Origin of the sequence: Mucilaginibacter sp. P25, from assembly GCF_050859465.1 — a bacterium.
Classification (GTDB): domain Bacteria; phylum Bacteroidota; class Bacteroidia; order Sphingobacteriales; family Sphingobacteriaceae; genus Mucilaginibacter; species Mucilaginibacter gossypii.
In genome coordinates this window covers 2,156,984-2,183,782 of sequence record NZ_CP193937.1, presented here as the reverse complement: position 1 = coordinate 2,183,782, position 26,799 = coordinate 2,156,984, and the positions used below count along the sequence as shown (strand labels likewise).

Genomic DNA, 26,799 nt, shown 5'->3' with positions numbered 1-26,799 from the left:
CATACCGCAAAGCTATTGGCATATTTACAACGATAGTGAATTTAAAGCCGACCGGACACCGAATGAATAATTGTCGTCATTTATGAGCTTTTAAAAACACACAATCCTTTTACAAAACAAACTTTGGTAAAATTCAATTAATCACCTATTTTTGCTGCAATCATATACATAACATCATGGGACACCATAAAGAAGAAAAAGAAAACTTTGATTACATATACTATTTGGTAGGATTAATCTCTGGCTTATTTGTAGGCGGTATTATTGAAAAAGGCTTTACCTGGATTTTTGTAGGTGGTGTTTTAGGGTTGTTAACTGCTGCTGCATATATCGCCGTGTTAGTTCGTGGCCGTAATGAAGAGGCCTGATCCTGACCTCCCTTCATTCATAAAAAATTGGAACCAGTTTTACGGCATTGTTGCCGCGTGGCTGGTTTTTTTAGTTTTAGTATTCTGGCTCATTACCAAATTCTTTGAATGAGTTTAACCGACTGGATTGTTTTAGGCCTTACCATATTTTCTATAGTGCTTTATGGCATATGGAAAAGCGGCAATAATAAAAATATCGACCAGTTTTTGATGGGCAGCCGCTCATTGCCCTGGTACCATGTAGGCTTATCGGTAATGGCTACCCAGGCAAGTGCTATTACCTTTCTTTCGGCGCCGGGCCAGGCTTATTCAGACGGAATGCGTTTTGTGCAGTTCTACTTCGGGCTGCCCCTGGCCATGATCGTACTTTGCATCACCTTTGTCCCCATTTTCCATCGCCTTAAGGTTTATACTGCTTACGAATTTTTGGAACAGCGTTTTGATCTGAAAACCCGTGCACTCACATCGTTCCTCTTCCTGGTTCAGCGCGGCCTTTCAACCGGCATTACCATTTATGCTCCGTCTATCATCCTCTCAACCATATTAAATATTAATACGGTTTACACTACACTGTTTATAGGCGGGCTGGTAATTGTTTATACCGTTTATGGCGGTAGTAAGGCTGTGTCATATACGCAGCTATTACAAATGAGCATTATTTTTACGGGGATGTTTTTGGCAGGAGTATTGGTTGTTTACCTGTTGCCCGGCAATGTAAGCTTCATGAGCTCGCTCAAAATGGCCGGTAAAATGGGCCGTATGAACGTGATAGACTGGAAATTCGACCCTAATAACCGTTATACAGTTTGGAGCGGATTGATCGGGGGCTTCTTTTTACAGCTTTCCTATTTTGGTACAGATCAAAGCCAGGTTGGCCGTTATTTAACCGGCAGCTCAGTAGGGCAAAGCCGCCTCGGGTTGATCATGAATGGCCTGATCAAGATCCCGATGCAATTCCTGATCCTGCTGATAGGGGTGCTGGTTTTTGCGTTTTACCAGTTTAACCGCCCGCCAATGTTTTTTAACCAGTATGAGGTTAAACAAATTCGAAAAAGCGTTTACGCTGCGGAATACGACCATCTCAATCAGCAATATGGCCAGGCTTTTGAGCAAAAAAAGATCAAGGCTAACGAGTTGATAAAAGCCATCGACAGTAAAAATGAAGACCGGATCGGTTATGCCAAAGATCAATTAAAGGTGGCCGACACTAAGGCCCGCCTCATCAGGCAAAACGCCATTGAACTGATGAAAAAAATAACCCCAAGGCCGATGATAACGATACCAACTACGTATTCCTTACCTTTGTTACCCAGTATCTGCCCAAAGGTTTGATAGGATTACTGATAGCCATTATTTTTCTGGCCTCTATGGGCTCAACCGCCAGTGCTTTAAATTCATTAGCATCAACCAGTGTGGTTGATATTTACAAACGCATTGTTAATCCCAACGCCACAGATAAGAATTATTTAAATGCATCGCGCCTGGCAACGGTGTTTTGGGGCCTGGTTTGCATTGGGATGGCCCTTTACGCCAGCCGCATAGGTAACCTGCTCGAAGCCGTGAATCAATTGGGCTCCTATATCTACGGAACCATCCTTGGAGTGTTCATAGTGGCCTTCTATCTTAAAAAATAAAAGGGACTGCGGTATTTATAGCGGCAGTTATAACGGAAGCAATTATTTGTATCCTGGGCTATTTTGATGTAATCGCTTATTTGTGGCTCAATGCTATCGGTGCACTTCTGCTGATAGTAATTGCGGTGTTGATCAGCGTGGCAGCCCCTCTAAATCTCCCCCGGTTGGGGAGACTTTCTGAATATTATCAATTCATAAAAGAAAATCGCCATTTCCTATAAAAAACAGCGATTTTCTTTTTAAAGCCCTCCCCTTCCGGGGAGGGTTGGGTGGGGCTTAGGGCTATCGCTTAGCCTGATCCAGGGCTTCCTGGTTTAAGCGGGCGTATTCTTCATCTTTGTCGGCGTTGGCTAAGGCAATACCGGCTTCTGCAGCTGCTATAGCGCCAGCTTTATCGCCTTTACGCAGTAACAAACGCGACTCCCATAGCTTATACCATGGGCCTTTAGGCTCAATTTTTTCGGCTTCGTAAACCCAGCCAAGGGCTTTATCAACGTCTTTATGGTTTTCGTAGTAGTATTGTATGGCGTTGAAATAGTATGGTTTGCGGTCGCCTTTCATCAGCTCATCAATATTAGCTGTAATTTTGGCGTCGTCATCAGTTTCCATGTGGATATAGGCCGCGGTTTTGTCCCAAACCAAAACAAGGTCGGTTGATTTGGTAGTTGTATTAACAAAAGCCATAGTAAATGTTTCGCGTTTTTCGCTCACGCGGATTGGCTTGATATTAAAACGCAGAAAATCCTGGTCTTGCTTGTAGCTGTATGCACCCCATTGTTTTACAACTTTGTTTAAGACGATAGTCCATTCGCCTTTAGTTGGGATGCTGAATAGCGAATAAGTGCCTGCAGGTACAGGGTTACCTTCAATTACAACTTTTTCGGTAAAGGTAATGGTAGTAGCAGCGTTGGCACCGGTGCGCCAAACTTCGCCGTAAGGGATAATGCCCCCGAATATTTTGCGGTCTTTAACATTTGGACGGGAATAAGTGATGGTTATTTTCCCTAACCCGAAATCCTGGATAATGGTTTGAGTTGAGCTGGCCTCAGGTATGCGGGGAATCTGGGCGTATGATTTTGAGCTAAAACAACAGCACGCTATCAGCATACTGAACAGGAGTACGTAGGTTTTTTTCATGATTATAGTTTTCGAATCTAAGATACCAAATGTTTTAATGCAGATATTATTGTGTATGACGTAAAAATATTTTCAAGGTTTAGGCACCTTCAATGTAAATACGGAATAAATGAAGGGCGCGTTGCTGCAAAGCTAAAATTGCCAGCGCTTTATTACCTTTGCACCCATGATTGACGTTATATTAAAGAAGGGTAAAGAAAAAGCCGTACTGCAAAGGCATCCCTGGGTATTTTCAGGGGCGATTGAAAAAGTAAAGGGCAAACCTGCCAATGGCGATGTGGTTCGCTTAGTGAATACACAGGGCGAATTTATGGCCTATGGCTTTTATAACGATCAGTCGAGGGTGACTTTACGTTTGCTGGAGTGGAACAAGGATGTAAAGGTAAACGAAGCGTGGTTTCGCGAAAAAGTAGCAACCGCGGTTAAAAGCCGTGCTAACATATTGGCTAACGGTACCAATACCTGTCGTTTAATTTTTAGTGAATCGGATTATCTGCCGGGGCTAATCGTTGATAAATATGCCGGCCATTTGGCAGTGCAGGTACTTACCTCGGGTATTCAAAATGTAATGCCCGTTATTATTGATGAACTAAAAAAACTGCTCAATCCCGAAAGTATTTCGGATAAAAGTGATAATGCTTCACGAGCCCACGAAGGGCTGGCCGAAGCTGAGAATAAAGTACTTGCTGGCAGTCCGCCGCCTGAGCTGGTTGAGGTGTTAGAAAACAACGTTATTTACGGTATCAATATCACCGAAGGCCAAAAATCCGGCTTTTATTGCGATCAGCGCGATAATCGTCATGTGTTGGCCATGCATGCAAAAGATAAAAAAGTACTGGATTGCTTTTGCTATACAGGAGGTTTTACCCTTAATAGTCTCAAAGAAGGCGCGGCATCAGTAACCAGCGTAGACAGCTCGGCGTTAGCTATTGAAACGCTGGCCGAAAATATCAGGCTGAATAAACTGGATGCAACCAAACACACGGCTATTAAATCCGACGTGAATGTGCAGTTGCGTAAATTCAGGGATGAGGGCGAGAAGTTTGATGTTATCGTACTCGATCCGCCTAAATATGCGCCATCACGCTCGGCGCTTACCCGGGCTTCAAGGGCTTATAAAGATTTAAACCGTTTGGGTATGCTGCTGCTTAACGAAGGTGGCTTGCTGGCAACCTATTCCTGTTCGGGCGCTATGGATATGGAGACCTTTAAGCAGGTAATTGCCTGGGCTGCGCTTGATGCCGGTAAACAGGTTCAGTTCATTTACCAGTTCCATCAACCCGAAGACCATCCGGTACGTGCTTCCTTCCCCGAAGGCGAGTATCTGAAAGGTTTGCTTTGCAGGGTGTTTTAGTCGCCCTAACCCCCTAAAGGGGGAATTTTTGTAGAAGGCCTGTGTTGCTAAGCAAAACAGGCCTTCGGCGTTTGACGCTGCCGCGGGCTTTTAAGTGCGAAAAATAAACCATGTCATTGCGAGGCGCGGAACGGGAATGAGCGAGGGTGCGACGTGGCAATCGCATGCTATACAGGGCGGCCTTGCTTTCGTGCGATTGCCGCGCTATCGCTCGCAATGACATGTTTTTTGTTCATTTCATAAACCGGTCATTATGTGCACCACAGGTTACGCTACCGCTAAACCTGCGGTAGTCTTTCTTTAGTTAACCCTCCATTCGCTTAAAAAAGCGGTTAATTTTTGTGCGGTTAATAAAATTTTAGTCCAATTAACCCCTTTTTTAACCCTTGTTTTAATACCACCCGCTATATCATTGCTGTGCCAAATGGAAAGCATGATATGTATTGAACGGGTTTAACCATCCCTGTTTAATGGTTTTTGCTTCCCTTTTGGCAAGAGTTATAAACCCATTAACCAATTATTTATGTACGAAAATTTTACCAATTTGGATGGGTGCCATCGCATCCGTTATCGTGCTAAAATTAAAGGGATGCTTCAATGCTGCATAACCGCCCTTTTATTTTTAGCCATGTGGACTTCGGCTTTTGCTCAGGGCAGCAAAATAACCGGTGTAGTAAATGACGAGCATGGGCAGCCACTGCCCGGTGTAAGCGTTAAGCTTAAAGGTACGCCTAACGGTACAACTACTAATGTTAACGGCCAGTTTAACATCAATGCCGAACCAAGCCAAACGCTGGTTTTCACTTTCCTGGGTTACGTTGCACAGGAAGTAAATGTAGGTAATCAGAAAAGCATCACCATTAAGCTACAGCCAAACGCCACCAGCATGAACGAGGTGGTTGTGGTAGGCTATGGCACCCAGCGTAAAGCAACGGTGACCGGATCAGTTGCATCAGTTACCAACAGCGAAATCGTGACTACCAAAAACGAGAATGTGCTGAATATGCTTGCCGGTAAAGTGGCTGGTGTACGGATCACCCAAAACACATCTGAGCCGGGTTCATTCAGCAATGCTTTTGATATCCGTGGCTTTGGTAACCCGTTGGTGGTTATTGACGGGATTCCCCGCGATAACATCAGCCGCCTTGACCCTAACGATATCGAAAGTGTTTCAGTACTGAAAGATGCATCTGCTGCTATTTACGGTGTACGTGCTGCAAACGGCGTGGTTATTGTAACTACTAAGAAAGGTAAAAAAGGTGCGGTTGACCTTAATTATTCAGGTACCTATGGCTGGCAGATTCCATCCTACATGCCAAAACCTGTTGGCGCTGTTGATTTCATGACCCTGGTTAACGAGCAGTTGCTGCACAACGTAAACGGTGGACAAGTGAAATATACCGATGCCGATTTTGCCGCTTATAAAAACGGTTCAAAGACCAGTACCGATTGGTATAGCCCTGTTTTTGCTAACAGCGCTCCCCAGCAACAGCATAACCTGAATGCAACAGGCGGTACCGATAACAGCAGCTATTTTGTTAGTATGGGTATCACTGATCAGGACGGCTTTTTCAAAAGCGGCGACCTGAACTACAAAAAATACAACCTGCGCTCAAACCTTACCACCAAAATCAATAAAAACCTAACCATTGATGTAAACCTGAGCGGCACCATCGAACAAAAAAATCAACCTTACCAGGATGCCTGGTGGATCATCCGCTCATTCTGGAGGCAGGTTCCTACTCAAAGTATCTATGCCAACAACAATCCGGCTTACCTGAATAATGGCGAGGTTGATGGTTCAAACCCTGTTGCAATGGCCGATGCCAATGTTGATGGTTATAAACAAATCGCCAACAAATGGTTACAATCTTCGGTATCTGCAACGTACAATGTGCCTTTTGTACCGGGTTTAAGTGCTAAGGGCTTGTATAACTACGATTACTATTTCTCAAGTAATAAAATTTATCAGCGCTCATATAACCAGTATAACTATGACGCTAACAGCAATTCTTATCAGGCAATAGCTAACCAAACACCAGGTTCACTCACACGCCAGTTTTATGAAAAGCCAAGTACCTTAATGCAGCTTTCATTAAATTACGCTAAGCAGTTTAAAGGGGGCACAACATTAGTGCATTAGCGCTTTATGAAGAAGGTGAACAAAAAGGAGATAACTTTAATGCACAACGTCAGCTATCGCTTCCAGTTGATCAGCTATCGGCGGGTAACGCTTTAAATCAAACTGCAACGGTTGATGGCGGCTGGCCTTATGACTATGTAAACAAATCATTTGTTGGTCGTGTAAACTACGATTACAAATCTAAATATCTGGTTGAGTTTAGCTTCAGGGATGATGGCAGTTCCAAAAATTCTCCGCTTAAGCGTTGGGGCTTTTTCCCGGGTGCATCGGCAGGTTGGAGAATCTCACAGGAAAACTTCTGGAAAAATACATCAGCTCTTTCTTTTATCGACGACCTGAAGATCCGTTTATCATATGCTAAACTGGGTGATGACGCCGGTCTTAACGCTTACCAATATCTTACCGGTTATAACTACCCTGCCACAGGTGACAATAACAGATTGCCTCCGGGATCAGTGTTTGACGGTACTTTTGTTAACGGCGCACAAAGCCGTGGCATCGCCAATCCTTATATTTTCTGGTATGTTGCTAAAACTTATAACGCAGGTATCGACTTACAGGCCTGGAACGGTTTGTTAGGCTTAACTGTTGATGCCTTCAGGCGCGACAGAAGCGGCTTGCTTGATACCCGTGCCGATAACCTGCCGGGTGTTGTAGGTGCCGGTTTACCACAGGAAAACCTTAATAGCGACCGTGCCCAGGGTTTTGATATCGAAATAAATCATCGTTACCACATTGGCAGCTTTAACTATTTTGTTAAAGGTACATTCGGTTATACCCGTACACAATGGATCAGCAAGGTTCACTCTGCTTATGGTAACTCACAGCTTAACTGGCATAACAATAACGACAATCGTTACAATAACATATTCTGGGGTTACGGAGCTAACGGCCAGTTCCAGAATTACCAGCAGATCCTGAACAGCCCGCAGTTTGTATCACGTAACACAGTAGTTGGTGACTACATTTTGCAGGATTGGAACGGTGATGGTGTGATCAACGATCAGGACGTACACCCGATAGCACAAAACGTAAGTAACAACAACTACAGCGTACCTTCAACTACATTTGGTTTAACACTGGGCGGTTCATACAAAGGTTTTGATATCAATACCGTATGGCAAGGTGCTACAGGCATCAACGTATCATACATTGAGCAATTAAATATCCCGTTATGGGGTGGCGGTAGCGCCTTGGGTATGTTTATGGACAGGTACCATCCAACCGATCCTAAAGCCGATCCTTATGATCCAAACACTGTTTGGACTCCGGGTACTTTTGCGCTTACCGGTACAACAGCTAACACCAACTCACTGTCAAACATTCACAGCGCAGCTTATGTAAGGTTGAAATCTGCCGAGATTGGCTACAGTATCCCTGCCGCAGCCGCTAAAAAGGTGGGTATTAAAGGTGCAAGGATCTTTGTTAACGGGTACAATATTTTAACCATTACAGGTTTGAAATACCTTGACCCTGAGCACCCATCGGCCAACTACGGCTATTTATACCCCTTAGATAAAATTTATTCAATCGGTGTAAATGTTAAACTATAATCCATTACAGATCATGAAAAAATACACATATACGATATTGGCTTTTTTACTTTGCTGGACAACGGCATGTAAAAAGCTGGATACCCTGCCCCCAAGCATTGTTAAGGACGATGACGTTTTTGCAACCGCCGCGGGTATTCAGGCCTACATGTCACGCATGTACAGCGAATTGCCTATTGAAGACTTCAGATATTCGCCCGAAAGAGGCTTGAATATGTTCTGGATCATCAGCCCTACAAGTGCCACAACCGGCGAGGCTTTAAGCCGCGACCAGAATGGATCAATGCAGGAAAATACAGGCCTTTCAACCTGGGGCGATTGCTACAGGGTTATCAGGGATGCCAACTATTTTGCAGAAACCCTGCCTAAATATGCAAGTAACTTTACCAGCGACCAGGTAAATAACTGGTTGGGTGAAGCAAGGTTTGTGCGTGCGGCTACTTACTTCGCACTGGTTAAACGTTACGGTGGTGTACCACTTGTTGATAAAGTGCTTAACTACCCGGAGCAAAGTATTGAAGAATTAAAAATCCCCCGCTCGTCTGAAGAAAAGATCTATGATTTTATCGGTACCGATCTGGATTATGCCTACACTAACCTTCCCGAAACTAATCAGGCAGGCAGGGCCAGCAAATATGCAGCTGCCGGTTTCAAATCAAGGGCAATGCTTTATGCCGGTACAATAGCCAAATACAACCAGATCACATTGGTTGATGGCGGCGGTAACAGGCTTTGCGGTATCCCTGCGGCAAAAGCGGTTACTTACTTTAAAGCAGCTTATGACGCCGCGGCATTACTTGATGGTAAATACAGCTTATACAAAAAAGCATGGGCTGCAGGCGATAAAAATGCGCAGTACCTAAACTACGTGAATATGTTTTTTGATGCATCAAGCCCTGAAAACATATTTGTTCGCCAGTATCACTATCCTGAATCGGTACATGGTTATGATGCCTATAATGTGCCACGCCAGTTGATGGGTGCTAATGGTTACTCATCCGAAGTTAACCCTACGCTGGATTTTGTGGAGCTGTTTGACGGCTTCCCTAAAAATGCTGATGGTACCATCAAAACCACAACGGGTGGAAAATACGATCTGTACACCAACACTGTGGACATATTTGCCAATGCCGAACCAAGGCTAAGGGCAACCGTAGTTTTGCCGGGTGATGTAATGAAAGGTGTAAGCATTGAAATTCGTAGGGGGATTTATACTGGTCCTACAGCAGGTGGAATCAGTCCGCTGTTGCCTGCAGGTTCAACTGCTCATTATCCAACTGATAACATTGTGCAATCGGCAAATGCCAGCCAAACGCCATATAAATTGCCAAACGGCACAACCATGAACCCTGCCGGCTTAAGCGGTTATTTCACCGGAGATGGTACCAATTCTGTTTCCGGGTTCTCTATCCGTAAATATATCGTACCGGATAAACCAACATCTGAAGTGTTGGAAAACCGATCTGATCAAACCTGGATCGAATTACGTTATGCCGAGGTATTACTTAACCGTGCCGAAGCTGCTGTAGAGCTGAACGCATTGGGCCAATCAGATAAAAGCTATTTACAAGATGCCTTTACCCAGATTAACGCTATTCGTGAGCGTGCTGGTGCCGACCTGTTAACCGGTACTGCCGACCTAAGCATTAACGTGGTACGTAAAGAACGCAAAAAAGAGCTTGGTTTTGAAAACAAACAATACTGGGATATGCGCCGCTGGAGGGTTGCTGATAAAGAACAAAACAGTACTATTTACCGCACGCTTATGCCTTTCTATTCGGCCAATGATGGTAAGTATTTCTTTGATGCCCGTTTAGACGAACGTAACTCAAGGTACACTTTTGACGTGCGCTGGTACTACGAGCAGATTCCACAGGGCGAGATCCAGAAAAGCCAGAATTTAATTCAAAATCCGGGTTATTAATTTTAAGAGAGAGATGAAAAAACTATTTTATAGCATAGCATTAAGTGTATTGGTTGCTGCAGGCAGCTCATGCAAAAAGGTTGATAATTATGCCGCTCCCAATGTTACCCTAAAGGGTACCGTAACCGATGCTGGTAATGGTAAAAGCCTGCAAACAGAGCAAGGTTCCGGCACCCGGATCAAATTATTGGAGATAAGCTGGAGCGCTAACCCAACCCCTTTTTATATATCCTCATTTCAGGATGGTACTTATCAAAACACCAAACTGTTTGCAGGTAAAAATGTAATTTCGGCCGAGGGCGCTTTTGTGCCATTGGTGCAGGTTGATAATACCGGCAAAACCATTGTTGATAAAAGCCAAACGGTTGATGTTAAAGATGTAACCACCGTAAACTTTTCGGTTGAGCCATTTTTGCGGATAGAGTGGGTTGGCGATCCTGTTTTAAATGCTGATGGCACCATAACTACCAGCTTTAAAGTTACCCGGGGTACTGCCGATCCTAATTTTCAGCAAAACGTAAGTGATGTGGCTGTATTTGTTAATTCAAACAATTACGTAGGCAATAATAACTACGATAACCGCTACACACCTAAGCTGGGCGGTAATGATGCAAATAACTCGGTTGGTAAAACTCTTAGTCTTACCACACTTGGTGGTGCATTGCCGGGTAAAAGGAGTTATTTCATCCGCGTAGGTGCAAGGGTTTCCTATGGCCTTAATTATTATAACTATACCGACGTTAAGGAGGTAAAGGTTCCGTAAAAAGAAATAAATACCTGTGTGAGGGGGAGCCGGCAACGGTTCCTTCCAACACAGTTTTATAAAATATAACATCGCTAAGCCAATAGTACTTTTCGCAAGTCAAAGTCTTGTTTTTTGACTTTCAACTAAAGACTGGGGATTGAAGACTGAACGGCATTATTATTAAAACTACATTATGAAGAATACGCTGCTTTTTTGTTGTGGACTTGCCCTTGCTGCCAGCGCCTATGCGCAGGATTCTAACCCTAAACCGGCTTCCCTGAAAGAGAAAACTGCTTTTCAAACCAGCAGTCCCTGGAGGCCCGAAATTGATGTACGATCGGACATTGCCATTGTTTATGGTACCAACGATCATCCAAACATGACCTTTGAGCAACGCGTTAAATCATGGCGCGACCGTGGCTATGACGTAAATTTCATGACCGGCATTGCCTGGGGCGATTACAAAGATTACTTTTTAGGTAAATGGGATGGTAAAAACCACCTTGGCGTAGGGCAGGTAACTCAAAGAGGCGATACAATTTTCCACGGGAAGGATATGCCTTATGTTGTGCCCGATGATTCGTTTATCGAATACATGAAAACCGCCGTAGTTAAACGGGTGATAGACGTTGGTATCACCAACATTTTTTAGAAGAACCAGAGTTTTGGGCCCGTGCCGGGTATAGCGCCGGCTTCAAAAACCAATGGCAAAAATATTACGGCTTCCCATGGAAACCGCAGGACGCATCTCCTGAAAATACTTACTTATCAAACAAGCTAAAGTACAATCTGTATTATGAAACTATAAAACAGGTATCATCATACGCCAAAGAGTACGGCAAAAGCAAAGGCATGAACATTAAGGTGTTCATTGCTACACACTCACTGGTAAACTATTCATCATGGCAAATTGTTAGTCCGGAGGCAAGCCTGGCTTCGTTACCGGGTATCGACGGATATATTGCCCAGGTATGGACAGGTACTTCGCGTGAGCCTACGTATTTTAACGGCGAAAGAAAAGAGCGTGTATTTGAGAATGCCTTTCTTGAATATGGTTCGGTAGTATCCATGACGGCCCCAACCGGGAGGAAAGTATTTTTCCTCACCGACCCGATTGAAGACCGTGTACACGACTGGAGCGATTACAAACGCAACTACCAGGCTACCTTTACCGCTAAACTGTTATACCCTATGGTTGCCGATTACGAGGTAATGCCATGGCCCGAAAGGATCTATACGCACCCCTACCCGGTATTGGGTACTAATGAAAAAACACTGATCCCCCAGTTTTACTCAACCCAGATGCAGATCATGGTGAACGCGCTGAACGATATTCCTGTTTCAACCAACAAAGTATCTGGTGTTAATGGAATCGGTGTGCTGATGAGCAATACACTGATGTTCCAGCGTTTCCCTACACATAACGGCTTTGAAGATCCGCAGTTCTCTAACTTCTATGGTCAAACGCTGCCACTGGTAAAGCGCGGTGTGCCGGTACAAACCGTACACATGGAAAACCTGGGTTATGCCGCATCGCTTAAGGATATTAAGGTTTTGGTGATGAGCTATTCGAACATGAAACCTGTATCAGCCGAAGTTCACGAGCAACTGGCTGCCTGGGTTAAACAGGGCGGTGTATTGATTTATGTTGGCAGGGATGATGACCCTTACCAATCGGTAATGGAATGGTGGGATACCAAAGGCAATAATTTTAAAGCGCCATCACAGCACCTGTTTAAACTGCTGGGTATAAACTCAACCGGGAATGATCAGCGTTTTGCTGTTGGCAAAGGTACGGTTTATGTACTGAGGCAAAACCCCAAAGAGTATGTAATGCAGGCTAATAATGATGATAATTTCATCAAAACTGTAAAGCAAGCTTATGAAAAAGATGCCGATGGTGGTAAGCTAAAATTTAAAAATAGCATGTACCTGGAGCGTGGTCCGTATGATATTATTTCGGTAATGGATGAAAATGCCGATAGCAAGCCATATATGGTAAAGGGCCCGGTTATCGATCTGTTCGATCCGCAATTGCCGGTACTCGCCGAAAAAACGATCAATCCAAATGAGCAAGCCTTATTGTATGTAGTTAAGCGTGTTGCGGATAAAAAACAACCACAAGTATTAGCTTCGGCCTCAAGGGTTTATGATGAGGTTATAACGGAAAACAGCTACAGTTTTGTAGCCAAAAGCCCGATTAATACATTAAACAGCGCCCGGATCTTATTGCCGGCGCAACCGAAAGAAACAGTAGTTACCGATAATACAGGAAAAACCATAGCTGATGTAAAATCCTCGTGGGATAAATCATCAAAAACCTTGTACCTGGGCTTTGCCAACAGTCCCGAGGGTATTAAGGTGAGCATTAAATGGTAAAAGAGTCTTTTTGAGAGAGAGTTGATTTATGCTTCCGTACGCGAAATCTCGCGTGCGGAAGTTTTTTTGAAAAGAGATTCCGTAATTCGCTCAAAAAATTTGTCCTTGTGTTGATAACGGCTATTCGGAAGATTTTTTAATTCCCTCCCTTGGGAGGGGTGCGGTGGAAAGTGTTGTGGCGGGGAGGGGTTTGTAGGCTTTGCTAATGAATATGCATGGTGATTAACCCCTCCTTACACCCTCCCGAGGGAGGGAATCGCGCAATCCCCGTTTTAAATTTCTTTGAGTACCGATAATACTGTATTGATTTGAAAATAAAGTCCCCAAATAACAAATGAAAAAGTTACTCCTCCTTGCATTTGCCTTTTTACCGGCAGCACTTTCGGCACAAGAAAAGATGTCGTCACCTGTCGATTTGATTAACCCACTCATGGGTACGCAATCAAAGCCATCCTTATCAAACGGTAATACTTACCCGGCAGTAGCCCTGCCATGGGGTATGAACTTCTGGACACCGCAAACCGGTAAAATGGGCGATGGGTGGCAGTACACTTATGATGCCGATAAGATCCTCGGTTTTAAACAAACCCATCAGCCATCGCCCTGGATGAATGATTATGGTATGTTTTCTGTTTTTCCGGAAACTGGTAAGTTAAAACTGGATGAAAAAGATCGCGCCAGCTGGTTCTCGCATAAACCTGAAACAGCGAAACCATACTATTACAGCGTTTACCTGGCCGATTATGATGTAACAACTGAAATAACGCCAACCGAACGCGCTGCCAGCTTCCAGTTCACTTTCCCTAAAAGCGAGAGTTCGCACATCGTGATCGACGCTTTTGACAAAGGCTCATACGTAAAGATCATTCCCGGTGAGCAAAAGATCATTGGCTACAGCACTAAAAACAGCGGTGCGGTACCTGCCAATTTCAAAAACTACTTTGTTATTTATGTAGATAAACCCTTTGCGCTGGCTTCGGCATGGCACGATTGGAAACAGGATGCCGGACAACTGGAATACACCGGCGACCATGCCGGCGCGGTAATCACCCTGAAAACTGCTAAAGGCGAAAAAGTTCATCTGAAAGTAGCTTCTTCATTCATCAGCATTGAACAAGCCGAACTTAACCTAAAGCGTGAGTTGGGTAACGACGATTTTGCAGCAACCTGCCAAAAAGCAAAAGATACCTGGAACAAAACGTTAAGTCGTTTAGATGTTGAAGGTGGTACTATAGATCAAACCCGTACTTTTTACAGCAGCCTTTACCGTATGCTGTTTTTCCCAAACAAGATGTATGAGGTTGATGCCAATGGGCAAAATATACACTACAGCCCATTCAACGGTAAAGTTGCGCCGGGTTACCTGTTTGCCGGTACCGGTTTCTGGGATACCTTCAGGGCATTGTATCCTTTCCTGAACTTGGTTTACCCGTCTATCAACAAAGAAATGCAGGAAGGCCTTATCAATGATTATAAAGAAGGTGGCTGGTTGCCAGAGTGGTCGAGCCCGGGCTACGCTGATTGTATGATAGGTAACAACTCTGCATCGGTAGTTTCTGAAGCTTACCTGAAAGGCCTGCGCGGTTACGATATCGAGACTTTATACCAGGCCCTTAAACACGGTGCCAACAACGAAGGGCCTAATGCTACCGGTCGCCGGGGTGTGCAGTATTATAACACTTTAGGCTATGTGCCATACAACGTAAAGATCAACGAAAATGCTGCCCGTACTCTTGAGTATGCTTATGACGATTTTGCTATTTACCAGTTGGGTAAGGCTTTGGGCAAGCCTAAAAAGGAAATTGAGATCTACAAAAAACGCAGCCAGAACTACCGCAATATTTTTGATCCGCAAACTAAACTGATGCGCGGTAAAAACCAGGATGGTACTTTTGAAACGCCATTTAATCCGTTTAAATGGGGCGATGCCTTTACCGAAGGTAACAGCTGGCACTATAGCTGGGGCGTGTTCCACGATATTCAGGGTTTAATAAACCTGATGGGTGGCAAGCAGCAATTTGCAGCCAAGCTGGATTCGGTGTTTGAAATGCCTCCGGTATTTGATGACAGCTACTACGGTGGTGTGATCCATGAGATCCGTGAAATGCAGATTGCAGGTATGGGCCAATACGCTCACGGGAACCAGCCTATCCAGCATATGATCTACTTATATAATCACGCAAACCAGCCTTGGAAAACTCAATACTGGGTTCGCGAAGCTATGAACAGGCTGTACAGGGCTACGCCGGATGGCTATTGCGGCGATGAGGATAATGGTCAAACCTCTGCATGGTACATTTTCTCGGCTATGGGCTTTTACCCGGTTACCCCGGCCAGCGACCAGTATGTTTTAGGTGCCCCGCTGTTTAAAAAAGTAACTGTTAATTTAGAGAACGGCAAAACCATCACCATCAACGCGCCTAAAAACAGCGCGGATAATAGGTACGTAAATACACTTACTGTTGACGGTAAACCATATACCAACAACTGGTTAAGCCACAAAGGTTTGTTAAACGGTGCAGTGCTTGATTTTGATATGCAGGCCACTCCGAATAAAGACCGCGGTACCAAAGATGCCGATGTGCCTTATTCAATGAGTAACGAGAAGTAAACACCCCTCCCAACTCTCCCCAATGGGGAGGGCTTTTGTAGAGACGCATCACATGTGTCTCCCGCTATGCAGATCAAACATGCATGACGGGAGATGCGGGTGATGCGTTTCTTGTTTTAGATATTCTATACGAAAGCTTTTTTGCCTACATTTAGCAACCAGCACTAAACCATGAAATATCTTTTTCTTTTCATATTTATCACAATTACCTCTATTGTTAAAGCGCAGGATTTTGCGGCGTTAAAGGCCGGACAATCAAAGGCAGAGCGGATTATATTCAATGATGAAGACGCGAAAGCGATGATGGCATTTTATGATCGCAGCGCCAACAAAACTCAAAATAAGCTTATTGCCTCTGTGCAGGCCAGCGCCAATAAACATATCCCTCCGGTATTATTTACTATGGCTATGGTTTTATTTGGGCAGGAAAAATATAGCGATGCCTGTTTTTGGTTTTATGTAGCGCAATTAAGATCAAGATACGATGTAAACCGCAGTGTAGATAAAACGGTATCGGCAGCCAATTGGAACGGCCCAATCGGGATGTCGATAAACCAATATGCCTTTGAGCATCTGGATACCTTAGAAAAGGTTGTTCCCCAGGTTGTAGCCTATGTAACTGCAAATGACGAATTATATGATCAGCGATGGATCAACGTTTTAACAGCACGTGATAAGGTAAAAGACGAAGACATAGATAAGTTAAGCGTTGATAAAAGCCTTTGGCCAGTTATCAAGAAAGAAACAATAGATTCTTATTATGCCGATTTTAAAGAGGTTGTGAATAAAGCCAGGCAAAAGCAATAAAGAATATGGTTTTAAGCAGCTATTTAGGGTTTGTTTACGTTTAATTGGTGAATTTACTTTTATCTTTTTTGTAACTTGCCTTATCAATGAAAGGGCAAAAAACACATCATTCAGTACTACTCATATGTCTTTTGGTACTGCCTGCGATATTAGCTTTTTCCTTACACCCTTCCGGCAAATACAACCTCGATTTTTTCACTACCCATAACCAATTTTACCTGTGCGATTCGGCCTTTACCGGTACCACAGGTGATACAACTTTTTGGAACAGCGACGCCCAAAATGCGCGCTTAGGAACTACCGAAGATATCATCGGCATAAAAACAGCCAGTTATGGCCATATACGGGCCGAACTTAATGTGCTCAACACAGCCGACGCCGAGAAAGATTTCAGCAAATACGACCATGTTGTAGAAGGAAGTGTAAAACTAAATTCGGGCATTATGGAGATCCTGAATTTTCCGGATACAAAAATTATCTTAAAAGCCATTGTTACCCCGGCAAGATATCGCGTGCGCATTTATTCGTATGCTGTAAAAAACGTGAATCCCGATGAGGACGAAGGTACCGACCATTATAAGATCACCCTTTGGCCCGGAGAAGGTAGGGAAAGGAAAGTATTGAAAGCCTACAGGGCGGACTAATCCATTTATGCCCGCCCAAAACAAGGTACATTAATCACGCACTATTTATCGCTGATCATTATCGGGTTGCCTCCCTTTCCGCCGCCAATAATAATCACCTTGGCATTGGGCGATAGCGCTATTTCCTTTTGTGCTTTTATGGCTTCATATTGAAGTTGCTTATCCGATAACCCGGTTGAAAGGATACGCTGATAATCGGCAATACCCTGCGCTTCCACCCGCTTACGTTCGGCTTCCTGGCGTTCCTTTTGCAATACGAACTCCATCTTCTGGGCGTCCTGCTCGGCGTTGATCTTTGATTCGATGCTGGCCCGTACCGAGGCAGGCAGGGTGATGTTGCGCACCAGAATTTGTTGCAGCTCCAGTCCGCGTTTTTCAAAACTGGCGGTAATGTAACGGTTTATTTTATCCTGAAACTCCTGCCGCTTGGTCGAATACAGATCGACAGCAGCATAAGCAACCGCGTTATCACGGATGGCCGTGCGCGAAACCGGGCGAACGATCTTATCCACATAGTTTTCGCCAATATTCTGCATGATATAAGGAGCCCTGTCGGGTTTTACTTTATACAGCACCGAAAGATCAATAGTAACCTCCAACCCGTCTGATGAAAGTACGCGGATAGCGTCATCACCTTCCTTTTGGCCTTCGTTGTTTACCGCGCTCATGGTATAGGTTTGGGTCTGTACATCAAAAGTGGTGATCTCTACAACAGGGTTTATAATGTGTAAGCCGCTTTCAAGCACCTGGTCCTGCACCTTGCCAAAAAGGGTTTGAACCCCTACCTTGCCCGGCTCAATAACTTTAAAAATATTGAGTAATAAGCCAAGTACAACCATGGCTATACCTACCGCGGTTACCACTCCATTAAAGCGGCCGGCCGGTTCGGGTGAACGTTTGAGTACTATACCCACAATGAGTACAATAACTCCTAATACTGCTATAAACATGCAATGAAGTTAAGCTTTTTTTACATGTTGCAAGCCTATTATAAAAGAATGATTTTTAGTGGGATTACGGCTGTAAAATGCGGGGCTCTCTGGTTTAGCGTGATCTGCATGAGTTATCCGCTGCTTACTACTACTGCTCAAAACTTGCACCAGAGAAATGAAAAGAAGACTTACGAGGTTTTAAAAACTTCGTAAGTCTTTAGCATAATTAACAATGGGTCATTTTGCCCCTTTGCCTTTTTTATTTTGCGGGGCTTGCTGGGTCTCTTTAACCTCTTTCAAAAGCCTCAGCTTCATGAAAATCACAACTACGCCAACAACCATGGCACCAGCCATGATCAGGTAGTTTTTTTCGGTGAACATTTTATAAGCTACAATAAAGCACAAAGCTACACCCATGGTGTAAAGCACATTGAGCACCAGTTTAAAGCCCATTATTAGTATACGTTTAATTCAGGGTCAATTTCGGCCTGCCATGCAAGGATCCCTCCTCTTAGGTTTGACAGATTGGTAAAACCCTGCTGCTCCAGTTGCATAATAGCAGCCGCGCTGCGTTTACCGCTGCGGCACATTACTACTACCGGCTTGTCTTTACTTATCTTTTCCGATTCTATCAGCACGCCGCCAAGCGGTATAAGCTGCCCGCCAAGGTTTGAAGTTTCGTATTCAAAATCTTCCCTAACATCAATCAGTTGAAAATCTTCGCCTTTGTCAATTTTCTCTTTTAGTTCTTGTACGGTTATCTCGTTCATGTTAAATGTAATTATAATTCAAAGGTAGTTTTTTTCTTAATCAAATATTTAGGCTTGTTATTTGTAACAATCAAAGTATATGAGCGTTTCATATATGTTTACACAATAATTACTTAATGAAAAAAGTTACACGCTTTTTCTGGTTCTGTTCAGGAGCACATATCGATACCTTAAAAAAGTACCCAATTGAGCATAATAAGTATGTTGGTATTGGGGCAACTATATTTTTCACGGCAACGTTCGCCGCATTATCCGGCGGTTATGCCATGTACTTTGTTTTTAATGGCGATGCCTTTGCTGTAGGTTTTGCTATACTATTTGGTTTACTGTGGGGAACGGCCATTTTTAATATGGACCGTTACATCGTATCCAGCATTAATAAAGAAGGTACAACCAATCAGCAGATATTGCAGGCATCGCCGCGTATTTTGCTGGCTATCATGATTGGTATTGTGATATCGCGCCCACTTGAACTCAAGATTTTTGATAAAGAAATTCGCCAGAAACTAAAAACCGCCTATTTAAAGGGGCAACGCAGTAAAATTGATACCCTCGAAAAAACCTACATGCAGAAGTATGCCATGGAACTGGGTAAAAACACCGATTTGAAAAAGGAGAAAGATTCATTGGAGCGGGATATTAACCGCTCACGTTATCAGCTTAACCAGGAAGTTTTCGGTGATAAAACCAACCAAACATCGGGCATTACCGGTTATGGCACTTATGCAAAGCAAAAGCAGGCCATACTGGAAGAAAAGGAAGCCCGGCTTAAATCCGTTACTGATAATTTAGGGCAGATGGACCAATACCTGAGTGCCCGTAAAGATTATGAGGGACTGAACAGCACCCGTTTGTTTACAGAGCATCAACTGGACAGCCTGGCCAGCATAGCCGGCTTCTCCGACCGTAACTGGGCATTAGGCCAGCTCACCTACACTGAAAACGGCAAGCGCGACCTCGATACCTATCTCGCTATTTCGTTTATCGGCTACCTGTTCATTTTGTTTGAATGTTTGCCGGTATTTGTAAAGCTGATGTCGCCCAAAGGGCCTTATGATACGGCTATCGCCAAAACAGCCGAAGCCAATATCCACCTTGCCGAACGGGATAAGGAACGAGATATAGCGGTTACGGATAATATTTACGACCACAACCTGGATACGGATATCGAGCGGCGAAAAAAGATCATTACCTCGCAATCTGATTATGATTTTGAGCGGCATAGTTACGAGTAAAACCCTGCATTTTTCCCGTAGAGACGCATAATTGCGTCTCCCAACTATGCAGGGCCGATTTATGGGCGAAGACGCAATTATGCGTCTCTACAGTGGAATATTTTGCAATTACCAACCCAATCTCCCATCTTGCAAAACATAATATCAACCTATGTTTGAGCAATTTTCACATTCAAACTATCATTCCATTTGTGATCATCTTGCAGCTAATGATCCTGATCTGGCCCTGATTATAAAAAACCATGGTCATCCGCCTTTATGGTCAAGGCCCAATAGTTTTGAAACACTGGTGCATATTATCTTAGAGCAGCAGGTATCACTGGCTTCAGCACTATCTGCCTTAAATAAATTGCGCGAGCGGGTACAGCAAATTACCCCTGCACGGGTACTACTGCTTACCGATGAAGAATTCAGGGCATGTTATGTAAGTCGCCAAAAAAACATCTATATAAAATACCTTGCCGAAGCCATTGTAAGCGGGCAGATCAACCTTGCCGAAATGGAACAAATGCCTGATGATATTATCCGTACCAAACTAACCGCCCTCAAAGGCATTGGCAACTGGACTGTTGATGTTTACCTGATGTTTGTATTACAGCACACCGATGTTTTCCCTATCGGGGATCTGGCCGCAGTGAATGCCCTTAAACGGGTAAAAAATCTGCCAAAAGATATTACCAAAGAAGAATTGTTAGCGGTGACCGAACAATGGAAACCATACCGAACGGTAGCGGCGATGATTTTGTGGCATTATTATCTGAGCCAAAGAGTACCGGCCCCACCCAAACCCTCTAAGCAAGGCGTTAAAAAATAAAGATCTTCGGAGGCTTAAATTTAATAACACCTCCCATAAGCTGAATATCTTTATCAGATCCTTCGCGCAACCCCTCCATTTTATTAAACAATTGATATTCAGACTATTATACTGAAACATTCAAAATTGTGTTAACCCTGTTAACCCCTGTTGGTGCTGTCCATGGTAGGTGTTATTACACTTTAACCTACAAAAGTATATAAACAAAAAATGCGCTGGCTTCGCCAACGCATTCAAAATATGCTCATCAAAAGCCCCACTTTAGGGCTGTCAAACATTAAATAGTCCGTTCCTCTCCTGCTCCTGGTAATCCTGTACGGTTTCAATGGCATTATCAACCACATCGCTCAGGGCGGTAATGAATGTTCCGGGTCGGGCCAGGCTCATGGCGTGTTTAATAGCATCAACTTCTTTAGGCACTACCTCAACCTGCTTGTCAGGATCAACTGATTCAATTCCCTCTTTGAGTAAACCAATAATATTTTCGGCGGTGCGGCCGCGCAGGTGTTTTTCCTGGCGCAGGATGATATAATCAAACATTTCGGCCGATATTTTACCCAGTTCGCGGATATCGTCATCCCTCCTGTCGCCGGTGCCGGCTATGATACCAATTTTAAGCGGCGAATCGATATGTCTTAAAAACTCCTTGATGCCAGTGTATCCATCCGGATTGTGGGCAAAATCAATCATGAACCGGAAATCTTTAAACTCAAAAATATTCATGCGGCCAGGCGTTTGTGAGGCCGATGGAATAAAAGTTTCGAGCGAGATCTTGATATCTTCTGTCTTAAATCCCCATAAAAACGTAGCCAGTGTAGCGGCCAGCACATTCTCGATCATAAAGGGCACAGTACCGCCAAACGTAAGCGGAATCAGGATGGTACGCTGTACGCGGATCTTCCAGTCGCCTTTTAAAATGGTGATAAACCCGTTTTCGCAAATAGCGGCAATGCCTCCTTTTTTGCAATGTGATTTAATGATGGGATTATTTTCGTTCCGGCTGAAATAAGCGATATTACATTCGGCCTTTTTGCCAATGCGTACGCAATACTCGTTATCGGCATTCAAAACGCCCCAGCCATCCTTCTTAACCGAGTTAAGCACTACGCTTTTTACGCGCGATAGGTCTTCCAATGAATGAATGTCCGATAAGCCAAGGTGATCTTCCTGGATATTGGTAACTACCCCTATATCGCAAAAGCCAAAACCGAGGCCCGAGCGCAGGATACCCCCGCGGGCTGTTTCCAATACCGCAAAATCAACTGTTGGGTCTTTCAGTATAAACTCCGAGCTTACAGGGCCGGTTGTATCGCCCTTCAGCATCATATTGTTTTGTACGTAGATCCCATCCGAGGTGGTGAAACCTACCCGGTGACCGTTATTTTTAACAATGTGTGCTATCAAACGGGTGGTAGTGGTTTTACCGTTAGTCCCGGTAATAGCTATGATAGGGATGCGGGCCGATTTACCGGCCGGGTAAAGCATATCAATCACATGTCCGGCTACGTTGCGGGGCAAGCCTTCGCTCGGAGCAATATGCATCCTGAAGCCCGGTGCGGCATTAACTTCCAGTATCACTCCCCCTGTATCAGTAAGCGGCTCGGTAAGGTTTTGCGCCATGATGTCGATGCCGCAAATATCCAGGCCGATGATTTTAGAAATGCGTTCGCAAATGAAAATATTTTGCGGGTGTACATGGTCGGTAACATCAACAGAGGTGCCGCCTGTGCTTAGGTTAGCAGTTGATTTTACATAAACCACCTCATCTTTTTCGGGAACAGTTTCAAGCGTGTAGTCTTTTTTTGCCAACAGATCGAGGGTATCACGGTCGACCGTTATCTCTGTAAGCACATTTTCATGTCCATAACCCCGGCGCGGGTCTGTATTTTCAAGGTCTATCAATTCCTGGATATTCAGCCTGCCATCGCCGGTAACATGTGCCGGTTTACGGAGAGCGGCTGCAACCATTTTATTATCAATCACCAACACCCTAAAATCGAAGCCGGTAACATAACGCTCCACAATTACGCGGCGCGAAATTTTGGCAGCGTGCTCATAAGCTTCAATAGCCTCTTCTTCAGTTTTTATGTTGATAGAAATGCCGCGGCCGTGGTTGCCATCAAGCGGTTTAAACACCAGCGGGAAGCCCACTTTGCGGATGGCATCCGGCACAGCCGATGCCGATGAAATAGTTACGCCTTTAGCAACAGGGATGGCCTGCTCCTGTAAAAGTCGTTTGGTTTCTTCCTTGTTGCTGGCAATATCAACAGCAATGCTGCTGGTTTTTTCGGTCATGGTAGCGCGGAAACGTACCTGATTTTTGCCGTAACCCAACTGCACTAACGATTGGTTGTTGAGCCTGATCCATGGGATATCCCTCGCGATCGCTTCTTCTACAATTGACCCGGTACTTGGTCCCAGGCGGGTATTTTCCCTAATCTCGCGCATTTGCTGAATATCAGCATCCAGGTTGTAATCCTCGCCTTTTATCAAAGCTTCGGTTATGCGCACGGCCGACTCGGCTGCAAAAACGCCGACCTTTTCTTCCAGGTAAGCAAATACTACATTGTATACGCCTTTTGTTTTGGTTTCGCGGGTGCGGCCAAAGCCGGTATCCATACCGGCAAGGGTTTGAATCTCTAAGGCTATGTGCTCAATGACGTGTCCCATCCAGGTGCCGGCAATCACCCGCTGAAAAAAACCGCCGGGTACACCGGGCGAGCAGCGGTGGCTATATAACGACGGCAGCAGCTTTTCAAGCCGTTCATAAAAGCCATCTATTTCGTTGGAGGGGCGGTGCTCCATCTCCTGCAGATCAAGCCGCATTTGTATTAATTTTTTGCGTCTGATGCTCCAAATGTTGGGTCCGCGTAGTACCTGAATATTCTCGATCTTCATTATGTAGGATGCTATTTTTTTGTCAGTCTAATTTTCCCCTTAAAACTATAAAACATAACACGGGAATAAAATTTTTGATGGCGAAAAGCCATTATTTATTATTAGTTCCTGTGTTTGTGCAGGTTTTTGTCGTAATTTGTATATAGTTGTATTAAGATATTGTGAAATAATCATGATTGTCCCGAAAGGTAAACTAATAATTATAGGTGGCGCAGTTGATATGGGGAGTAATGTTACTCTTCAGGAACACATTTTGCAACCAGATTATATCAAATTTTTTGAACAAGGCATATTAAGGCGCATTATTAATGAATCGGCAAAGCATGAAGGCTCACAAATTGAAGTGATCACCACAGCTTCACAGATTCCGGAGCTTGTCGGCGCTGAGTATATCAAGGCGTTTGGCCAGCTCAACGTTACCAATGTTAACGTACTGCACATCAAAAGCCGCGAAGATGCGGGGAACAAGGCATACTTAGACAGGATCCGCAAAGCCGATGTAGTGATGTTCAGCGGCGGCGACCAGCTCAGGCTAACAGCCATTTTTGGCGGCACCGAATTTTTACAGATCCTTAAACAACGCTATCAAAAAGAAAACTTTGTGATAGCAGGTACTTCGGCAGGCGCTGCGGCAGCATCCACACATATGATCTACCGCGGGCAAAGTAACGAAGCCCTTGTGAAAGGCGAAGTGCAGATAACCGCCGGCCTTGGCTTTATCGATTCGGTGATTGTTGACACTCACTTTGTACAGCGTGGCCGCATAGGCCGGTTAATGTATGCCGTTGCAACTAACCCCGGCATTTTGGGGATAGGTTTGGGCGAAGATACAGGCTTACTTATTACCGAAGGTTATATGATGGAAGCTATCGGCTCGGGCCTCATCATTTTGGTTGATGGGCGCAACATCGTATCAACCAATATTTATGATGTGGAGCTCGGCTCGCCAATATCTATCGAAAACCTGAGAGTGCACGTCATGTCGATATTTGATAAGTACGACCTGATACAACACCGTTTACTCATAAAAAAGAGCGTAAAAGTTGAAGAAGGTGTTTTTATACATGCACCCGGTAGCAATCTATTACAATAATTTAAACTGCATAAAGTTCTTATTAAATAGCCTGGCCTTATTTATGCAGGTACATCTACTTTAATTTATAATTATGAAAATAATTATTCACGGCGGTTTTTTTAGCGAATCGCATACCAACCAGGAAGTAAAGCTGGCCAAACAGGAAGCCCTGAACGGCATAGTGCAGTTAGGATACAAACACCTGCAACATCACACTGCTGCCGAAACGGCCGTTTATACCGTAAGGCTGCTTGAAGATTGCGAACTTTTTAATGCCGGAACGGGATCACAGATCCAGAGCGATGGCAAGATTCGCCTCAGCGCCTCTTTGATGGATGGCAAAACCCAACGCTTTTCGGGCGTCATCAACATTGAAGATGTTAAAAACCCGATCTGTGTAGCCGAAAAACTTCAAGCCTACGATGATCGTGTATTGAGCGGCAAAGGAGCATGCGATTTTGCTATAGAAAACGGTCATAAATACTATAACCCCGAAATCCCGCAGCGACGTCACGAATACGAACAAAAACTAAGCGATTCTATCAGGCTGGGCACCGTGGGCTGCGTTGCATTGGACGTGCATGGAAACCTGGCGGCCGCAACGAGTACCGGGGGCAAAGGTTTTGAAATTCCCGGCCGTGTTAGTGATTCGGCCACTACTGCAGGAAATTATGCCAATGAGTTTGCCGGCGTTTCATGTACCGGCGTAGGTGAAGATATTGTAAGTGGCTCGGTAGCTGTTAAAATTGTTACGCGAGTAACCGATGGCATGCCCCTTATGGCCGCTACCGAAAAAACCCTCGATGAAATGAAACCTTACGATGGCTTTGCCGGTGTGATAGGCATTACTACTGATGGGCAGATCTATCACTCAGACACCCACCCTTACATGGTATGGGCCCTGCATGACGGAGATATTGAAGTTTTTAACTAAAACCTAAATTTATTTTTCCCGTAGAAAGGGTATAAGTTAAGCACCTGTAAAATAACGGTGGCCTTTAGGCGTTTACGTATTTACTGCATTTTACGGGTATTGTTTTCCCGTTAACAAATAATTACATTTGTTAAGCTGATTAATTTAAAATAAACAGTTTAAACCCAGGAAAAAGATTAGATGAGATATTTCCTACTTATTATTTTATGCGCTGTTGGGTTCGATGCATCAGCGCAATGGTATTATAAGCCATTCAATAAGCGTACCCGGTCTCCGCAAATGGCTTATGCACAAAGCCACTCTATTAAAAGGCTGCCCGCTCCTGTAGTGGCTAAAGTAAAAATCCGCCCGTTTACTATTGAACATACCCCATATGTACTGGCCATGATCGAGGAATCGGTTATGAAAACCGCGCAGCACAATATGCGTTTTCATGTGTACAATGCCGCCAGCTACAACTTTAGCGACCTGGCCCAGATGTATATGAAACAAAACCGCCTGGCCGAGGCCAAATGGTTCCTGCTGCAAAGTATCACCATATCGCGCCAGCAAAACGACGACAGGCATACCATAGCAAACCTGCTTGACCTTGCGACTGTAAAAGCTGATTACGGCGATTATACACAGGCTAAACAAGACCTGGCCGAAGCCCGACAACTGGCTGTTGCCCGCGGTTTAACTTTTGACCTGGCTACTGTAGAGAAAAAACGCGCTATTTACAGGACAATAAATTCAACACGCTGCATACCGAAACCCATTTTGCCGAAACCGCCGATGCAGGTACAATTACCAAACCGGTTAACAAATAGTGTTTTTTTGTAACAAAAACGTAAAATGGTGCT

The 26,799-nt window shown here is 44.3% G+C and carries 21 protein-coding genes and 1 pseudogene; 17 read left to right on the top strand and 5 right to left on the bottom strand.

Annotated elements, in window-relative coordinates; translation table 11 throughout:
• Nucleotides 1–176: 176 nt before the first annotated feature.
• Together ACRQ5D_RS11475 and ACRQ5D_RS11470 are read left to right on the top strand one after the other, a co-directional pair.
• Nucleotides 177–368: a hypothetical protein gene (locus tag ACRQ5D_RS11475; RefSeq protein ID WP_090531057.1), complete on the top strand. Its 192-nt coding sequence runs from the start codon at nt 177–179 to the stop codon at nt 366–368.
• A gap of 108 nt (nt 369–476) precedes the next feature.
• Nucleotides 477–2,223: pseudogene (locus ACRQ5D_RS11470) on the top strand (sodium:solute symporter).
• 61 nt (nt 2,224–2,284) lie between these two features.
• On the opposite strand, the gene ACRQ5D_RS11465 reads toward ACRQ5D_RS11470, so the two are convergent.
• On the bottom strand, nt 2,285–3,139 hold the full coding sequence (locus ACRQ5D_RS11465; RefSeq protein ID WP_091172818.1) for a DUF2911 domain-containing protein: 855 nt from the start codon (nt 3,137–3,139) through the stop codon (nt 2,285–2,287).
• A 166-nt stretch (nt 3,140–3,305) separates the two neighbouring features.
• Here ACRQ5D_RS11465 and ACRQ5D_RS11460 point away from each other — a divergent pair, with 166 nt between their 5' ends.
• The 10 genes from ACRQ5D_RS11460 to ACRQ5D_RS11415 all read left to right on the top strand — a co-directional run bounded on the left by ACRQ5D_RS11460 (nt 3,306) and on the right by ACRQ5D_RS11415 (nt 17,299).
• A complete protein-coding gene (locus tag ACRQ5D_RS11460) occupies nt 3,306–4,493 on the top strand; it encodes a class I SAM-dependent rRNA methyltransferase (protein ID WP_091172820.1) in 1,188 nt (395 codons plus the stop codon).
• Nucleotides 4,494–5,016: 523 nt separating this feature from the next.
• The gene (locus ACRQ5D_RS11455; protein WP_432328996.1) at nt 5,017–6,636 is read left to right on the top strand and encodes a SusC/RagA family TonB-linked outer membrane protein; all 1,620 of its coding nucleotides are present in this window, start codon (nt 5,017–5,019) and stop codon (nt 6,634–6,636) included.
• A 440-nt stretch (nt 6,637–7,076) separates the two neighbouring features.
• Entirely contained in the window at nt 7,077–8,189 is a 1,113-nt protein-coding gene (locus ACRQ5D_RS11450) for a hypothetical protein (RefSeq protein WP_432328994.1), read from the top strand.
• Nucleotides 8,190–8,202: 13 nt separating this feature from the next.
• Nucleotides 8,203–10,113: a RagB/SusD family nutrient uptake outer membrane protein gene (locus tag ACRQ5D_RS11445; RefSeq protein ID WP_091173132.1), complete on the top strand. Its 1,911-nt coding sequence runs from the start codon at nt 8,203–8,205 to the stop codon at nt 10,111–10,113.
• A gap of 13 nt (nt 10,114–10,126) precedes the next feature.
• A complete protein-coding gene (locus tag ACRQ5D_RS11440) occupies nt 10,127–10,876 on the top strand; it encodes a DUF3823 domain-containing protein (protein ID WP_091172828.1) in 750 nt (249 codons plus the stop codon).
• 175 nt (nt 10,877–11,051) lie between these two features.
• Nucleotides 11,052–11,510: a hypothetical protein gene (locus tag ACRQ5D_RS11435; RefSeq protein ID WP_431199662.1), complete on the top strand. Its 459-nt coding sequence runs from the start codon at nt 11,052–11,054 to the stop codon at nt 11,508–11,510.
• A 200-nt stretch (nt 11,511–11,710) separates the two neighbouring features.
• Nucleotides 11,711–13,237 (top strand): hypothetical protein, encoded by a 1,527-nt coding sequence (locus tag ACRQ5D_RS11430; protein WP_432328992.1) that lies wholly within the window; start codon nt 11,711–11,713, stop codon nt 13,235–13,237.
• Nucleotides 13,238–13,571: 334 nt separating this feature from the next.
• On the top strand, nt 13,572–15,848 hold the full coding sequence (locus tag ACRQ5D_RS11425) for a GH92 family glycosyl hydrolase (protein ID WP_091172835.1): 2,277 nt from the start codon (nt 13,572–13,574) through the stop codon (nt 15,846–15,848).
• A 171-nt stretch (nt 15,849–16,019) separates the two neighbouring features.
• A complete protein-coding gene (locus ACRQ5D_RS11420) occupies nt 16,020–16,655 on the top strand; it encodes a hypothetical protein (protein ID WP_091172838.1) in 636 nt (211 codons plus the stop codon).
• Between the two features lie 86 nt (nt 16,656–16,741).
• Nucleotides 16,742–17,299 carry a hypothetical protein gene (locus tag ACRQ5D_RS11415; protein WP_091172841.1) on the top strand — a complete coding sequence of 186 codons (558 nt, stop codon included), beginning with the start codon at nt 16,742–16,744 and terminating at the stop codon, nt 17,297–17,299.
• A gap of 41 nt (nt 17,300–17,340) precedes the next feature.
• Here the strand turns inward: ACRQ5D_RS11415 and ACRQ5D_RS11410 are convergent, their stop codons facing one another.
• The 3 genes from ACRQ5D_RS11410 to ACRQ5D_RS11400 form a co-directional block, all read right to left on the bottom strand.
• A complete protein-coding gene (locus ACRQ5D_RS11410) occupies nt 17,341–18,249 on the bottom strand; it encodes a prohibitin family protein (protein ID WP_091172845.1) in 909 nt (302 codons plus the stop codon).
• Nucleotides 18,250–18,468: 219 nt separating this feature from the next.
• Nucleotides 18,469–18,684 carry a DUF6358 family protein gene (locus tag ACRQ5D_RS11405; RefSeq protein WP_091172849.1) on the bottom strand — a complete coding sequence of 72 codons (216 nt, stop codon included), beginning with the start codon at nt 18,682–18,684 and terminating at the stop codon, nt 18,469–18,471.
• A 2-nt stretch (nt 18,685–18,686) separates the two neighbouring features.
• The gene (locus ACRQ5D_RS11400) at nt 18,687–19,001 is read right to left on the bottom strand and encodes a rhodanese-like domain-containing protein (protein WP_090531100.1); all 315 of its coding nucleotides are present in this window, start codon (nt 18,999–19,001) and stop codon (nt 18,687–18,689) included.
• Between the two features lie 116 nt (nt 19,002–19,117).
• On the opposite strand from ACRQ5D_RS11400, the gene ACRQ5D_RS11395 reads away from it, so the two are divergent.
• Both ACRQ5D_RS11395 and ACRQ5D_RS11390 read left to right on the top strand, forming a co-directional pair.
• Complete coding sequence (locus ACRQ5D_RS11395) at nt 19,118–20,236, top strand: DUF4407 domain-containing protein (protein WP_091172853.1); 1,119 nt, start codon at nt 19,118–19,120, stop codon at nt 20,234–20,236.
• A gap of 151 nt (nt 20,237–20,387) precedes the next feature.
• The gene (locus tag ACRQ5D_RS11390; RefSeq protein ID WP_091172856.1) at nt 20,388–21,050 is read left to right on the top strand and encodes a DNA-3-methyladenine glycosylase family protein; all 663 of its coding nucleotides are present in this window, start codon (nt 20,388–20,390) and stop codon (nt 21,048–21,050) included.
• Between the two features lie 270 nt (nt 21,051–21,320).
• On the opposite strand, the gene cphA is transcribed toward ACRQ5D_RS11390, so the two are convergent.
• Entirely contained in the window at nt 21,321–23,948 is a 2,628-nt protein-coding gene (gene cphA, locus ACRQ5D_RS11385; protein WP_091172860.1) for a cyanophycin synthetase, read from the bottom strand.
• Between the two features lie 172 nt (nt 23,949–24,120).
• Here cphA and ACRQ5D_RS11380 point away from each other — a divergent pair, with 172 nt between their 5' ends.
• The 3 genes from ACRQ5D_RS11380 to ACRQ5D_RS11370 all read left to right on the top strand — a co-directional run bounded on the left by ACRQ5D_RS11380 (nt 24,121) and on the right by ACRQ5D_RS11370 (nt 26,779).
• Nucleotides 24,121–25,041: a cyanophycinase gene (locus ACRQ5D_RS11380; protein WP_091172864.1), complete on the top strand. Its 921-nt coding sequence runs from the start codon at nt 24,121–24,123 to the stop codon at nt 25,039–25,041.
• Between the two features lie 73 nt (nt 25,042–25,114).
• Complete coding sequence (locus tag ACRQ5D_RS11375; RefSeq protein ID WP_091172868.1) at nt 25,115–25,957, top strand: isoaspartyl peptidase/L-asparaginase; 843 nt, start codon at nt 25,115–25,117, stop codon at nt 25,955–25,957.
• Nucleotides 25,958–26,137: 180 nt separating this feature from the next.
• Entirely contained in the window at nt 26,138–26,779 is a 642-nt protein-coding gene (locus ACRQ5D_RS11370) for a hypothetical protein (protein WP_431199658.1), read from the top strand.
• Nucleotides 26,780–26,799 lie beyond the last annotated feature (20 nt).